This is a genomic window from Mesorhizobium sp. P2_D5 (assembly GCF_056404355.1).
In genome coordinates, this window is record NZ_JBFUEE010000002.1 from 311,407 (window position 1) to 325,575 (window position 14,169).

General features: G+C 61.4%; 13 protein-coding genes. 8 read left to right on the plus strand and 5 right to left on the minus strand.

Translation table 11 applies throughout. The features are described from left to right. Nucleotides 1-4: 4 nt before the first annotated feature. Both AC1DYW_RS08305 and AC1DYW_RS08310 read right to left on the minus strand, forming a co-directional pair. Nucleotides 5-328, minus strand: a complete 324-nt coding sequence (locus tag AC1DYW_RS08305) for a hypothetical protein (protein ID WP_477225798.1) — start codon at nucleotides 326-328, stop codon at nucleotides 5-7. Further along, on the minus strand, nucleotides 325-798 hold the full coding sequence (locus tag AC1DYW_RS08310) for a hypothetical protein (RefSeq protein ID WP_477225799.1): 474 nt from the start codon (nucleotides 796-798) through the stop codon (nucleotides 325-327). The genes AC1DYW_RS08305 and AC1DYW_RS08310 overlap by 4 nt, the downstream gene beginning before the upstream one ends. Before the next feature lie 555 nt (nucleotides 799-1,353). Between AC1DYW_RS08310 and AC1DYW_RS08315 the strand changes: the two genes are divergently transcribed. The 8 genes from AC1DYW_RS08315 (at nucleotide 1,354) to AC1DYW_RS08350 (ending at nucleotide 10,334) form a co-directional block, all read left to right on the plus strand. After that, nucleotides 1,354-3,027 carry an aromatic/alkene/methane monooxygenase hydroxylase/oxygenase subunit alpha gene (locus AC1DYW_RS08315; protein WP_206073645.1) on the plus strand — a complete coding sequence of 558 codons (1,674 nt, stop codon included), beginning with the start codon at nucleotides 1,354-1,356 and terminating at the stop codon, nucleotides 3,025-3,027. A 54-nt stretch (nucleotides 3,028-3,081) separates the two neighbouring features. Then, complete coding sequence (locus AC1DYW_RS08320) at nucleotides 3,082-4,143, plus strand: NADH:ubiquinone reductase (Na(+)-transporting) subunit F (protein WP_095080695.1); 1,062 nt, start codon at nucleotides 3,082-3,084, stop codon at nucleotides 4,141-4,143. 47 nt (nucleotides 4,144-4,190) lie between these two features. Continuing rightward, entirely contained in the window at nucleotides 4,191-5,249 is a 1,059-nt protein-coding gene (locus tag AC1DYW_RS08325) for an aromatic/alkene monooxygenase hydroxylase subunit beta (protein WP_095080697.1), read from the plus strand. 16 nt (nucleotides 5,250-5,265) lie between these two features. Continuing rightward, entirely contained in the window at nucleotides 5,266-5,637 is a 372-nt protein-coding gene (locus AC1DYW_RS08330; protein WP_095080699.1) for an MmoB/DmpM family protein, read from the plus strand. Between the two features lie 73 nt (nucleotides 5,638-5,710). Then, nucleotides 5,711-6,733 carry an amidohydrolase family protein gene (locus AC1DYW_RS08335; RefSeq protein ID WP_457154225.1) on the plus strand — a complete coding sequence of 341 codons (1,023 nt, stop codon included), beginning with the start codon at nucleotides 5,711-5,713 and terminating at the stop codon, nucleotides 6,731-6,733. 5 nt (nucleotides 6,734-6,738) lie between these two features. Further along, nucleotides 6,739-7,536 (plus strand): iron-sulfur cluster assembly protein, encoded by a 798-nt coding sequence (locus AC1DYW_RS08340; RefSeq protein ID WP_477225800.1) that lies wholly within the window; start codon nucleotides 6,739-6,741, stop codon nucleotides 7,534-7,536. Nucleotides 7,537-7,613: 77 nt separating this feature from the next. Then, nucleotides 7,614-9,245 carry a chaperonin GroEL gene (gene groEL / locus AC1DYW_RS08345; protein WP_477225801.1) on the plus strand — a complete coding sequence of 544 codons (1,632 nt, stop codon included), beginning with the start codon at nucleotides 7,614-7,616 and terminating at the stop codon, nucleotides 9,243-9,245. 45 nt (nucleotides 9,246-9,290) lie between these two features. Continuing rightward, nucleotides 9,291-10,334 carry an NAD(P)-dependent alcohol dehydrogenase gene (locus AC1DYW_RS08350; protein WP_095080707.1) on the plus strand — a complete coding sequence of 348 codons (1,044 nt, stop codon included), beginning with the start codon at nucleotides 9,291-9,293 and terminating at the stop codon, nucleotides 10,332-10,334. 109 nt (nucleotides 10,335-10,443) lie between these two features. Here AC1DYW_RS08350 and AC1DYW_RS08355 read toward each other — a convergent pair whose 3' ends face one another. The 3 genes from AC1DYW_RS08355 to AC1DYW_RS08365 all read right to left on the minus strand — a co-directional run bounded on the left by AC1DYW_RS08355 (nucleotide 10,444) and on the right by AC1DYW_RS08365 (nucleotide 14,036). Next, a complete protein-coding gene (locus tag AC1DYW_RS08355; protein ID WP_477225802.1) occupies nucleotides 10,444-12,522 on the minus strand; it encodes a sigma-54-dependent Fis family transcriptional regulator in 2,079 nt (692 codons plus the stop codon). Between the two features lie 84 nt (nucleotides 12,523-12,606). Next, nucleotides 12,607-13,080, minus strand: coding sequence for a hypothetical protein (locus AC1DYW_RS08360; protein WP_457154561.1), 474 nt, complete (start codon nucleotides 13,078-13,080; stop codon nucleotides 12,607-12,609). A gap of 239 nt (nucleotides 13,081-13,319) precedes the next feature. After that, nucleotides 13,320-14,036 carry a class I SAM-dependent methyltransferase gene (locus AC1DYW_RS08365; RefSeq protein ID WP_477225803.1) on the minus strand — a complete coding sequence of 239 codons (717 nt, stop codon included), beginning with the start codon at nucleotides 14,034-14,036 and terminating at the stop codon, nucleotides 13,320-13,322. Nucleotides 14,037-14,169: the final 133 nt, after the last annotated feature.

Here is a 14,169-nt window from a genome sequence, read left to right on the forward strand (position 1 = left end):
CCCGTCAGTTCTCGTTCGCCGTTGCGGCAAGCCGGCGATCAACGTCCTCGATGTCGCCTTCGGCCGCGACGATGCGGTCCTCGCAAGCCGTGCATGCCTGCATGATCACCGCAGCACTTCGCTCTGCCTCATGCAAATCCTGCACCAGTTGCGCGTTGGCGCCGCTTCTGCCGATTTCCAGCTCTAGGCGCAGTACGTCCATTTCGATGCCGGCGCGTTTCTGGTTGAGCCGCATCGCTTCGGCGGTGAGGGCGGAGACTCCGGCGACGAGATCAAGCCGGCGGGCAAGCAGCGCGTCACGCCTGGCAGTATCGGGTCCGCCGGTCATTTCTCGCTCCCCAAAGGCCCGGGTGGCTTTTCGAAAGCCGACAGCAATTTGGGCAATGCGCCGGCCTGTGATTGGAACTGTCTTTCGGCCGTCTCGATGTGGCTCTTGATCTGGTCCCAGATATCGACGCGGATCATCGATGTCGTGTCGCCGGTCAGCCGCTCGATCTCGTCGACGCGGAACTGGCGTGTCAGCGAAACGCCGGAAAACACGAAGTCGCGCAGCAGGATCGCATGGTTTTCGATGAACAGATGGATCATCGGATGCGTCTCCGTGGTGACGCCGCCGGCGGCAAGCTCGGCCCGGATGAAGTCTTGGAAATGGCTCTGCAGGCGGTGCTGGCTCTCGCCCATGAAACGCATGACAAAGACCAGATCGCGGGGCATCAGCTTGACAAGATCGCCGGTGACGCCGTCGGCATGGCTGGACATCGGTCGAGGCGGCCCGCTCCTGTCCTTATCGTTCGGCATGGTCTCTCTCCAGCGCCAGGCCCGCACATGGGCCGTTGGCATCAAATAGTAGAGAAAGACGAAGAATTAAATAGTGACCTGAGATTTTTGGTATTTGTTGCAGCTGCTAACTAGATATATTGCAGTTGCGAATATATGATTAATATTACAGTCGTAAGTTACATCTGTAAAATAACGTTACAGTTTGCCGTCCGCTCATACGCCGAAAAGATGGCGATCTTGTTTTAGGCGCTGGCCGCCGACCTCGTTTTCAAACTGGCACGACGCTTGCTTTGATTATTTTCACAAGAAGCCCATCGCGCTTGGCGCGGTGCCAAAAGAACGAAGGAACGGAGGAAGCAGCGTTTCGATACGCCCATCGCACATGCGGTTGGCGTCGCGGGTCTCTGCCAAAACGCCTCGAAAACCTTTGCCGCGATCCACTTGAATGGCCGGACCATGAGTCGCGCCTGAATGCGCAACCCTTTGTCATGCCGTTCGCACTCTCACTGGCGGTGCTTTGTGCCGCTTCATGCCGGGGTCAAGGGACCCACGGCCCAAACCTGGTGGAGGCTTATGACCATGACGTCTCTGACGCTCAACAAGATTACCTCGCAACGCGGAATTTCCGTCGGCGAGGCGACCAAGAAGATTGCCGATCTCGGCTGGAATCCTTCCTACGTACAGGAAGCGATGACATTTCCGACCGACTACAAGATTAACAAGACGCCGCGCGATCCGATGAAGCAGGTCCTGCGGTCCTACTTCCCGATGCAGGAAGAGAAGGACAACCGCGTCTATGGCGCGCTCGATGCGGCATTGCGCGGCGACATGTTCCGCAACGTCGAACCGCGCTGGGTCGAGTGGATGAAGCTCTTCCTTGCCATCATTCCGTTCCCGGAAATCTCCGCCGCCCGCTCGATGGCGATGGTCGCCCGTATCGCACCCGGCGAGGAACTCCGAACCGGTTTCACCATGCAGATGATCGACGAGTTCCGTCACTCGACCATCCAGATGAACCTGAAGAAATGGTACATGGAGAACTACATCGATCCGGCTGGCTTCGACATCACCGAGGAAGCTTTCGGAAAGTGCTATGCCACCACCATCGGCCGCCAGTTCGCCGAAGGCTTCATCACCGGCGACACGATGACCGCCGCCTGCATGTACCTGACCGTGGTGGCCGAAACCGCCTTCACCAACACGCTGTTCGTTGCCATGCCTTCGGAGGCCGCCCGCAACGGTGACTATGCGCTTCCGACCGTCTTCCTGTCGGTGCAATCGGACGAGAGCCGGCATATCGGCAACGGCCACTCACTCTTGATGGCGGCGCTCAAGGAACCGGAAAACCACCTGCTGCTCGAGCGCGACCTGCGCTACGCCTTCTGGCAGAACCACGCGATCGTCGATGCCGCCATCGGCACCTTCATCGAATACGGCACCACCAACCGCGACAAGAACAAGGAGTCTTACGCGGAAATGTGGCACCGCTGGATCTATGAGGACTACTACCGCACCTACATGCTGCCGCTCGAGAAATACGGCATCAAGGTCCATCACGACGACGTCCAGGCCGCTTGGGAACGCATCACCAAGAAGAACTACGTCCACAAGGTCGGACAGTTCTTCGCGGTTGGCTGGCCGGTCAATTTCTGGCGCATCGAAGCCCAGACCGACAAGGACTTCGAGTGGTTCGAGCACAAATATCCGGGCTGGTACGCCGAGTTCGGCGACTTCTGGAAATGGTACGCCAAGCTCAGCCACAAGGGCGAGAAGGTGCTGCTGTTCAACAGCGACGTCGGCTACGTCTATCCGCACCGCTGCTGGTCCTGCCTGGTTCCCTGCCTGATCCGCGAGGACATGGTGGTCGGCGAGATCAACGGCGAACTCTACACCTTCGCCCACGAGCTCGATCGCTGGACCGCCACGGTCGCCTTCGCCGACGAGTATGAGGGCCGTCCGACACCCGCGATGGGCCGCTTCAGCGGCAAGCGCGAATGGGAGACGCTCTATGACGGCTGGGATCTGGCCGATGCCATCAAGGACCTGAACTTCGTCCGCTCCGACGGCAAGACGCTGGTTCCGCAGCCGCATCTGCGTTTCGACGACAAGGAGATGTGGACGCTCGACGATGTGCGCGGCAACACGCTCGGATCGCCGCTCAACGCGCTGCGTGCCATGTCGCCCGCTGACCGTGAGAAGCACCTGGCGGAATACCGGGCCGGCTTCACGATCAATCCCTGCAACTGATCAGGCCAAAGGGGGGCGGGTTCGTCCCGCCCCTACCTTTCACTGGAGGTCCGTATGTCGGAAACCCACACGGTCAGGCTCAGCCCAGTCGACGTCGAATTCGAGGTCGAGAATGGCGAAACGGTGCTCAACGCCGCGTTCCGCCAGGGCATCGCCCTGCCGCACGGCTGCAAGGAAGGGCAATGCTCGGCCTGCAAAAGCGTGTTGCTCGAAGGCGAAGTCGACATGCTGAAATACTCGACCTTCGCACTGAACGACATGGAGAAGGAGAGCGGGCACGTCCTGTTGTGCCGTTGCATCGCCTACTCCGACCTGGAAGTCGAGCTTCTCAACTACGACGAGGAGATTCTGGCGAAAGCGATCGCCGTGAAAACGTACAAGGGCCGGATTGCTCGCATCGAGCAGCTGACCCACGACATTCGCGGCATCGAAATCGAACTCGGCTCCCCGATGAAGTTTTGGGCGGGGCAATATGTCGACATCACGGTTACCACGCAAAAAGGGGAGACGATTACGCGCTCGTTCTCCATGGCAAATACGCCGGACCAAACCCAAAAACTCTCCTTCATCATCAAAAAATACCCAGAGGGAAAGTTCTCGGGAGAACTCGATTCCGGAGGCATCAGGGCCGGAGCCGAGGTCACCGTCGTCGGACCCTACGGAACCTGTTTCCGCCGCGACGAACGGCAAGGACCCCTGATCCTGGTCGGCGCCGGATCGGGTATGTCGCCGATCTGGTCGATCCTCAACGACCACCTGAAGAGCGGCGAGAAACGTCCGGTCTATTTCTTCTACGGCGCCCGCACCCGCAACGACCTGTTCTATCTCGACAGGATCGCCGAGCTGGTCGGCAATCATTCCGACGTCACCTTCATTCCCGTGCTGTCGCACGCGAACGACGACGCCGAATGGCAGGGCGAACGCGGCTTCGTGCACCAGAGCGTCGACGCCAAGCTCAAGCAACTGGCGGTCGACGGGCAGGGCGATGTCCATGCCTGTGGCCCGCCGCCGATGATCGATGCGCTGCAGCCGGTCCTGTTCATGAACGGGTTCGAAACGGAGCGGATCTTCTTCGACAAGTTCACCACATCGGCAGGTGCAACGCCGGCCCATTGAGGGCGGCCGTGCCAAGCCAACCACAACTGCAACAAGGGAGAGAGACTATGCCTGCAACCTCGAGTTCAGTCGGATCCGGAGCCGCCGGCGCGGCGATCTTCGCCGATTCAGATAGCCGGAAATACCGGTATTTCGACCCGAAAGGCCAGCGCGCCACCCACTACGAGGACATGACGGTCGACGTTCAACCCGACCCGGAGCGCTACCTGATCCAGGATTGGATCATCTCCTTCGCCGACGGCAAGGGCGCCTACGTCAAGCAGAACACCGCCGCGCAGAGTTCCAACTGGCATGCCTTCCGCGCCCCCGACCAGGAATGGGAGCGCACGCACTACCAGCGCCAGTCGAAGATCGAGACGATGGTGCAGAGCGTCATCAACAATGCCCGCAAATCGGGCGCGCCGAAGACTTTCGACAAGGCCTGGGTCAAGATCCTGCAGACGCAGCTCGGCGCCTGGAAGCACGCCGAATTCGGGCTCGGCACCTCGCTGATGCAGGCGCAGCGCTACGGCTACACCCAGATGATCAACAACGCGACGCTGACCAACTCGTCCTACAAGCTCAGGCTTGCCCAGGACATCACGCTCTACCTTGCCGAGATCGGCATGGACCTTCCCGGCTGGGACGACGAACTCGGCAAGAAGGCCTGGCTCGAGGACAAGAACTGGCAGGGCACGCGCGAAGCGGTCGAGACCATCATGGGCGCGACCGACTATCTCGAACAGTATTTCGCCATCAACATCGTCTTCGAGCCGCTGGTGGGCGAAGTGTTCCGCTCCGGCTTCCTGATGCAGATCGCCGCCGCCAACCACGACTTCATCACGCCGGCGGTGATTTCGGCCGCCGAGGCCGACTACGAGCGCAACCTCGCCAACACAATCGACCTCATCCACATGCTCGCCAATGACGAGAAGCATGGCGCGGCGAACAAGAAGCTCTTCCAGGGCTGGGTCAAGAAACACGGCGCGCTCGCCGACAAGGCAGCCACCGGCCTGCAGCCGATCTGGTCGATGCCGCATTCCAAGCCGGTCGCGTTCGCGGATGTCCGCGCCAAATCCGAGGAGCGGATTGGCCAGATCCTCGGCGAACTCGGCCTCAAGCGCTGAAACAGGAGAACTTGTCATGTCACTAGCAGCACGCGACGCAACCCATTCCAACATCTTCAAGTCGATGAAGGACATCACCTTCGAGCAGACGATTTCGCATCAGTGCGGCGTCACCATGAACGACTCGGTCGAGGCTCGCGCCATCGCCGAATTCATGGGCCAGAAGCCGGGGGTGACCATCACCTACCAGCCGGCGCTGATCCGCATCGACGGCGACGGCAAGCTGATCTTCAAGATGGACGCGATCGGCGAATATCTCGGCCGCGAGATTTCGGCCGAGACCTTCGAGGTCAACACCTCCACCCATTACGGCCGCATGGTTCGCGTCGACGACAACACCGTGATCCTGTTCGGCAACATGGACGAGATGTTCGAATACATCGAATAGCCGCCACGAAAATCCGGCGCGCCGCCGGAAGCGGCGCGCCGAACCGATCAACGCGATTGCTGCGGAGGCAACAATGTACAGAACACCGGAAGGCAAGGACATTTTCGTGGTCGACGGCCACACTCATTTCTGGGACGGCAGCCCGGAGAACCAGAAGAATATCCACGGCAAGCAGTTCATCGAGTGCTTCTATGCCTATCACACGGGCCTAAGCCCGAAGGACCAGCTGTGGGAGAAGAGCAAGTTCGAGAAGTACAGCGCCGACGATCTCTATCGCGACCTGTTCATCGACGGTCCCGACGATGTGGCGATCGTCCAGTCGACCTATCTCAAGGACTTCTACAAGAACGGCTTCAACACGATCGAGCGCAACGCCGAGGTGGCCAAGCGTTATCCCGAGCGTTTCATCGTCAACGGTGCCTTTGATCCGCGCGACGGCGAGAAGGCGCTTGAGTACATCCACTTCCTCAAGGAGACCTACAACGTCAAGGGCGTGAAGATGTACACGGCCGAATGGAACGGCGCTTCCAAGGGCTGGAAGCTCACCGATCCCGATGCCTACAAATGCTTCGAACTCTGCGACAAGCTCGGCATCAGGAACATCCACGTCCACAAGGGTCCGACGATCATCCCGCTCTCGAAGGACGCCTTCGACGTCCATGATGTCGACCATGCGGCGACGGATTTCCAGAACCTCAACTGGATTGTCGAGCACTGCGGCCTGCCGCGCCTCGACGATTTCTGCTGGATCGCGACGCAGGAGACCAACGTCTATGGCGGCCTGGCGGTGGCGTTGCCGTTCATCCATGCGCGCCCGCGCTATTTCGGCGAGGTCATTGCCGAGCTCCTGTTCTGGCTCGGGCCGGAGAAGATCCTGTTCGGTTCCGACTACGCGATCTGGACGCCGCGCTGGCTGGTCGACAAATTCTGGGCCTATCAGATCCCGCAGGACATCGCCGCCGAACGGGGCGTGCAGCTGACCGACGAGATCAAGGAGAAGATCCTCGGCCTCAACGCCGCGCGTCTTTACAACATCGACGTCGAAGCCAAGAAGAAGGCGCTGGCCAGCACGCCCTTCAGCATCGCTGCGGAGTAGGGGCCATGGCAACCGCCAGCGTTTCCGGGAACCGCGAGAAGGAACTCTGGCGGCGCCTTGATGAGGTTAACGACCCGGAACTCGACGAACCCATCACCGAGATGGGCTTCGTCGAGCGGGGCGAGGTGAAGGGCGATGGCAGCGTGGAGATAGACTTCCGCCTGCCGACCTACTGGTGTTCGCCCAACTTCGCGTTCCTGATGCTGGACGGCGTCCGCAAGGCGCTCGACCAGCTCTCCTGGGCGCCGGCCTATCGCGTCAAGTTGCACGACCACATGTTCGCGGAGGAGGTCAATCGCGGCATGGAAGCCGGCAAGACATTCGGCGACATCTTTGCCGTGCTTGCCGAGGACCAGGATCTCGGCGCCTTGCGCGAGACCTTCAGGATGAAGGCCTTCAAGCGACGCCAGGAGGCGGTTTTGCGCGGCCTGCGGCTGCACGGCCTGACTGATCTGGAAATCCTCGGCATGGACCTGCCGGCATACGACGTCGCGCGGTTCGAGCCGGGCGAGGCGACCAAGCAGAAGCCGAGATACAGGGCGGCCCTGCTCGAGCGGTTTCCCGATCGCCGGGCGGACGATCCCGTCTTCGTGACCTGGGAAGGGCAGCCCATACCGCCTGGCGCACTCGGTGCTCATCTCGCCGAGCTGCGCGGTGTGCGCATCAACATGGAGTTCAACGGCGCGCTGTGCCGGGGGCTCAAGCAGACGAGATACAAGGAACTGGATGTGGTCGACGGCGAACCGACGCTGGTCGATTTCATTCTGGATCGCGTGCCGGCCAGGACTGCACCGACCGCCTGAAGCAGAGCTGACAGCAACGGCCTCCCTCGCACGAGGCCCCCAACCAACAACCCGCCCGTAAGGCGGAAGGAGGAATCATGCCCAAGATAATGCTTCACAATTCCGAGGCCCGCCGTGCTCTCGCCCGTGGCGTCTTCCGGCTCGCCGCCGCCGTCGAGCCGACGCTCGGCCCCAAAGGCATGAACGCAATGATCGACCGGCCGATCGGCACGCCGATGGTGACCCGCGACGGTGTCAGCATCGCCTCCGAGATCGAACTGCACGACCGTTTCGAGAACATGGGTGCGCAGGTCGTCCGCGAAGTGTCGATGCAGACCAACGAGATCGCCGGCGACGGCACCACGACGGCCATCGTGCTCGCCAACGCGCTCATCCAGGGCGGCGTCGAGGCGAATGAGCGCGGCGTGAAATCCGTCGATTTGTGCAAGGGCATCGACCTTGCCGTGGCGTCGGTGGTGGCGGCGCTCAAGGCTTCCGCCAAACCCGCCAAGGGCAACGGCATCCTGGCCTCGGTCGCCAATATCGCGGCGACCAACACCAAGCTTGGCGCGCTGGTGGCGGAAGCCCATCAGCGGGTGGGCGCCGAAGGCGTCATTACCACCGATTTCAGCGTTACCACCGAGACCACGCTCGATGTCGTCGAGGGCATGTCCTTCGAACGCGGCTACCTCTCGCATCACATGGTGACCGACCAGGAGAAGATGGAGGCGGTGCTCGAACGGCCCTACATCCTGATGACCGACCTCAAGATCAAGGAGCCCGGGCAGCTCGATGCGGTGCGCCGCATTGCCGACGCGGATGGCCGGCCGCTGCTGGTCGTGTCCGAGGAAATGTCGCCGGAGGTGGTGGTGACGCTGCTCGGCAAGCAGGGACCGGGACGGTACCTGGTCGTCCATCCGCCGGAATATGGCCACTGGCGCAAGGCGATGATGGAGGATCTGGCCATCATCACCGGCGGCAGGGTGATCGCGCGCGATCTCGGCGGCCGGCTCGAGGACGTCACCGCCGAGGATCTCGGGACGGCCGACCGGGTGAAGACCAGTTCGTCCTACACCTCGATCATTCGCGGCGGCGGCGACCCCGGCGCAATTGCTTCGCGCCGCGCCCAGGTGCAGCGCCAGTATGAAGCCTCGCAGCCCAACATCGACCAGGACAAGCTGCGCGAACGCCTGGCCAAGCTCTCCGGCGGTACCGCGATCCTCTATGCAGGCGGTGTCACGCCGGTCGAGCAGAAGCGGACCATCCAGTTGATCGAGGATTCCTTGAATGCGGTGCGCGCCGCGTCCGAGGAGGGCGTCGTCGCCGGCGGTGGTTCGGCGCTCGCGCAGATCGCGCCGTTGCTCGACAAGGTGGCGGCCGGCGTCGATGGCGATGTCGCCGAGGGCGTGCGCCTGGTGCGCTCGGTCCTGTCGCGGCCGCTGTGGCGCATCGCCGCCAATGCCGGCGCCGATCCCGAAGCGGTGGTGGTCGAGGTCACCCGCATCAATGGCGGCTATGGCTACAACGCCTCGACCGGCGCGTATCAGAACATGTTCGAGGCAGGCATCATCGATCCGGTCCGCGTGACCTACACCGCACTCGCCAACGCAGCTTCCGTGGCGACGCTGATCCTGACCACCGAAACGCTGATTGGCGATCTCGCCGAGGACGAGGATCCGACGGCCGGACCGGCGCGTGGCGGCGGCTCGGAAAAGCTAGGCCGCGCCTGAAGCAACATTGCAACGCAACGATTTCGACGTTGAAAGGACACGACGATGAAAGCTGCCAGACTCTATGAATACGACCCGAAGATGAATGTTCGGCTCAAGATCGAGGAGGTCAAGGCGCCGACGATTACCGCGCCCGACGAGGTGATCGTGCGGGTCGGCGCCGCCGGCCTTTGCCGCACCGATTTGCACATCATCGAAGGGGTGTGGAAGCCGACGATGGACCCCGAAGGCACGCTGTTGCCCTATATCATGGGTCACGAAAATGCCGGCTGGGTCGAGGAGGTCGGCAGCGGCGTCCGATCGGTCAAGCGCGGCGACGCGGTGATCTGCCACCCCTTCCGTTCCTGCGGCATCTGCCTCAACTGCCGCCATGGCGAGGACATGTATTGCGACAACGGCCAGTTCCCCGGCCTTGGCATGAATGGTGGTTTCGCCGAATACTTCATCACCAGCGAACGCTCGCTGATCAAGCTGAATGCCAACATCACGCCGATCGAGGTGGCGCCGCTGGCCGATGCCGGGATCACCGCCTACCGCGCCGCCAAGCGCGCCGCCAAGCTCCTGCGGCCGGGGAGTTACTGCGTGCTCCTCGGCATAGGCGGGCTTGGCCATATCGCTCTGCAATCGCTGCACGCGATTTCGGGTTGCCGCATCATCGCAGTCGATCGCGAACCTGCAGCGCGGGTGCTGGCCAAGGACCTTGGCGCCGACTTCGTCCTCGATGGCGGACCAAACATTGTCGAGGAAGTCAGCCAGATCACCGGCGGCGGCGCGCATGTGGTGATCGATTTCGTCGGTGAACTCGGTGTCGAGAACATCTGCTGGAAGATGGTGCGCAAGGGCGGGCAACTGTTCGTCGTCGGCTATGGCGGCAACATCAACGTACCGACCGCGCATCTCGTCATCGAGGAGATCAACATCGGCGGCAGCCTGGTCGGTAATTTCACCGAGCTTGTCGAACTGATGGAGCTCAACGCCGACGGCAAGGTGAAGATGCACTACACCGAATACAATCTCGCCAGCATCAACACCGCGCTCGACGATTTCAAGAACCGCCGGTTCACCGGCCGCGGTGTCATCGTTCCCTGAAGGCGATTTCGGTCGCCGAACTTTCCCCGACCCGCGGCGCGAATGCCGCGGGTTTTTTGCCGATGATTGGATCTAGTGCATGTCGCCCAAAAGTGACCCGCGACGCGCTTTAGAGGAAACCGCGCCGGATGCCGTATTGGCCGAGTTTGCGATAAAGCGTCGGCCGTGAAATGCCGAGCCTCAGCGCGACCTTGCTGAGATTGCCGCCCTCCGCGACAAGCGCATTCTTGATCGCCTGGCGTTCTCCATCCTCGAATGTACACACGGGTGCTTCGAGCATGGCCGTGGGATGGTCGCTGTGCATGGCCATTGCGTTGCGGTTGCCCGCACTGATTTCTTCGGGAAGGTCCTGGAGTCCGATCGTGCCGTCGCGCGCCAGTATGTGCAGGCGCTCGACCAGGTTCTTCAATTCGCGCACATTTCCCGGCCAGCGATAGGCCAGCAGCGCGTCGAGTGCCTCGTTTGAGAACTCCAGGGGATCAGTGCCCGCCAGTTTTGCGATCTGACGATTGAAATGCTCGACCAGCAAGAGCACGTCGTCGCCGCGCTCACGCAGGGCCGGCACATGAATCGAGACCGCGCCGATGCGGTAATAGAGATCGCTGCGGAAGCGTCCGGCCGCGACTTCCTGCTTGAGATCGCGATTGGTCGAGGCGACCAGTCGCACGTCCACCGACCGGCCCCTCGAGTCGCCGATGCGGTGAACCACGCGCTCCTCAAGGACACGCAACAGGAAGGGCTGGATTTCGAGCGGCAACTCGCCGATTTCGTCAAGGCTGAGCACACCGCCATTGGCGAGTTCGAAGATGCCCGGCTTGCCGTCCCGCGAAGCTCCGGTAAAGGCTCCGCCCACGTGACCGAACAATTCGCTGCCGAACAGCTCCTTGGTGATTGCGCCACAGTTCATGGCGATGAACGGGTCGTTTTCGGTGCGCCGGCTGCCGGCATGGACAAGCCGTGCGAACAGCTCTTTGCCGACACCGGTTTCGCCTTCTATCAGCAGCGAGGTGACACCGTTCGATCCAGCCACCCGGGAAGCGACATCGACGGCGGCCAGCAATTTTTCGCTTTCGCCGATGATCATCGCCGCGGCTGCCCGCAGGTGTTTGTCCCCCTCCCGGCGCATCACCGTCATGCTCGAGACAGCCGGTACGGAGGGAAACACCAAGGCCGCGCCACGAAGGTCGCCATCCAGCTTTAGCGGCGTGACATGGCAGGATCGCAGGTGCGCCGGCAGCGCGTTGGCAAGATCGGTCTCCGAGCCGGAGGCCGGCAGGTTCATGAGCCAACGTCCGCGGCCCGGCTCCATCGGGCCGTCCATCATCTCCGTCGCGTCGCCGTTGGGCACGTTGTTGCAGAAGATCGCGCGGCCACGATGATCGACGATCACCAACCCGTCTTTCCGGCGGTAGCTGGGTGCCGAGGAAATAAAGGCTTCGAGCAGGCGCGTGCGCTGCTCCTGCTGCTGTTCGGCGAGAGCCTTTTCGATTTGCCTGGCGGTGGCGGCGACGAGCGCCGTGTTGTGCGGCCGGAAGATCGGCGAATAGCCCGACAGGTCGACAACGCCGATGATCTTGCCGTCCAGGGGATCGCGGATCGGCGCGCCGGCGCAGGTCCAGGATTTGATGCCGGCACAGAAATGTTCGGCCGCGTGAACGAAAATCGGTTCGCCGGTCCACAGCGCGGTCCCAATGCCGTTGGTTCCAACGGCATCCTCGTTCCATTTGCCGCCGACTGCCAGATGGATGTCCATGCCGTCATGCAGTGTCTTCTTGTCGCCGATGGCGTCGATCAGCACGCCATCGCTGTCGGCAAGCACCAGCATCGCTCCCGTTCCGTCCAGCAACTGGCCAAGCGACGCGAATGACCGCCTCGCCGCCGAGAGCAGTTCGGCATTGGCGCGGGTCAGATATTCGATCTCGTTCCGATCGCTGTTCAGCGGCGCTTCGATGCCCTGCGCATTGATGCCGCCGGTGGCGCTGCGGTACCAGGAATCGTGGATCAGCGAGCGGACGTGGACCGGATCGCGGGCGCATGTCGGCTCGTCGGAGAGAAAACTCTCCCAGGCGCGCATGGTGGCGCGCTCGTCATAGTCGATGTTATCAAGGATCAATTGTCCGGTGGCCATTGAAGCGCGCGCCGGAAGTGCATCGGTCTTCATCTGATCGGGGCCGTTCGCGTGTCTCATTCAGCCATCACAGTACCTTTGAGGTATGCCATTTCTGTATGCTGTCGCGGATTGGACGTGCAGGAGACGCCCGAACGCCGGTCGTCAGTCGATGCCGAGTTTGGCACCGATGTCGGCGGCAAGCTGGTCTTCGGAATAGGTCGTGGTCACCCTGGATCCATCCAGATCGGCAAGGGCCTGCGCGATGGTTTCGTCGACGGGCGAGAAAAACCCGTTCTGTTTCGTTGCCAGGACGAAGATCTGGTCTCCGTCCCGGTTGCGGATGTCGCCGATATGATGAAGCTGGCGGCCGGTGTTCTGATCCTTGGAGATCACGCGGCCGTTCATGGTGACACGGATGGACGGGCTCGCTTCGGAGGCGGTTGCCACGCTGCCGCCGACATGGATGATCAGGCCTTCCGCCTTGGGTTGCTGGCGTGGCTGCCTGGAAGCTGAATAGCCGCCGCCGCTGATCTGGTCGGCAAGGCGAACGATGGTCGAGCGGTTCTGCTCGATCAGCCTTTTGACCTGGACGTCCTCGCGCCGCGGGCCATCCCGCTTGGAGATGATCTCAACCATGAATCCTCCCAGATTCGCTCGGGCTTGGCCGAGGGTACGGCTCACTTCTTGTTCTTTTGAGGTGAGCCTACACCGCCTCGGTGAGGTTCGCCATCGATAACATATAGCACCAGAGTTCCGGTCGCTGGTAGCAGGTGGCTGCTACACATTTGGAAGCGGACGACAAACGATAAATGACTTCAGGGTCGCCTGTGGGAGAGTCCGTGCGGCCGCACTGATCGATGTTGGCTGCCGATCCCTCAGGTGGGTACGAGCCCATAGGCAAGGCCCATCTTCGTCCTTGCCATGGTGGTTGATGACGCGTCCACCAGAAGGCGTTTGCCCCAGCTCTCGTCCCGATCGATTTGAAAGCCGACGTCGCGCAACATGGCAAACAGGCATTCCCTGTTGGGGACCCAGAAATTGGTGATGTCGCCGGCAAGTGTCCCTGCTTCGTAGTACTGCGCGACCGCGACGCCGGGCATCAGCTCCGGTTCGAACTGCGTTTCAACAAGCAGGCGGCTCCGACACAGCTGCGCAACGATGTTCAGCGCGCGCATCATATCGGGCAGATGGTAAAGAACACCTAGAAACAGGACGATATCGAACTCGCCAATATCGGAGCCGGGAATGTCGTACAGGTTCATCTGCCGGTAGTCGAATTCCAAACCGGTAAGTTGCTCCATGGCTTCGAATCCATGGCCATTCTTGGCCCGATAATCGACCACCGTTACCTGTGCTCCGCGGCGAGCCATGTTCATCGAAAAAAAGCCGTCCGACGGGCCTATGTCCAACACCTGCAGGCCGGTCATATCTTTAGGCAATCGCAGTTTTTCGAGCAGGAACTGGGGATCGTAGGAGCCCGGCGTGACCACGCCGGGGTACACTTCAAATTTGTGGTGCCAATGCGGCACCTTTGAAACGGTCGCGCGGGCTCTGTCTTGGTCACCGGAGGTCACTGGTGCTCTGGAGTGCATCTCTCTAATCTCCAATCCAAGTCCTGCTTCTATTAGGAGACAAAAATTTGCCCCGAACATCACATGCCGGTTATGTGCGCCAGGCGGCGACTATGCATGCGGGGTCCATCGTTGCCAACAGTTCAACTGATGT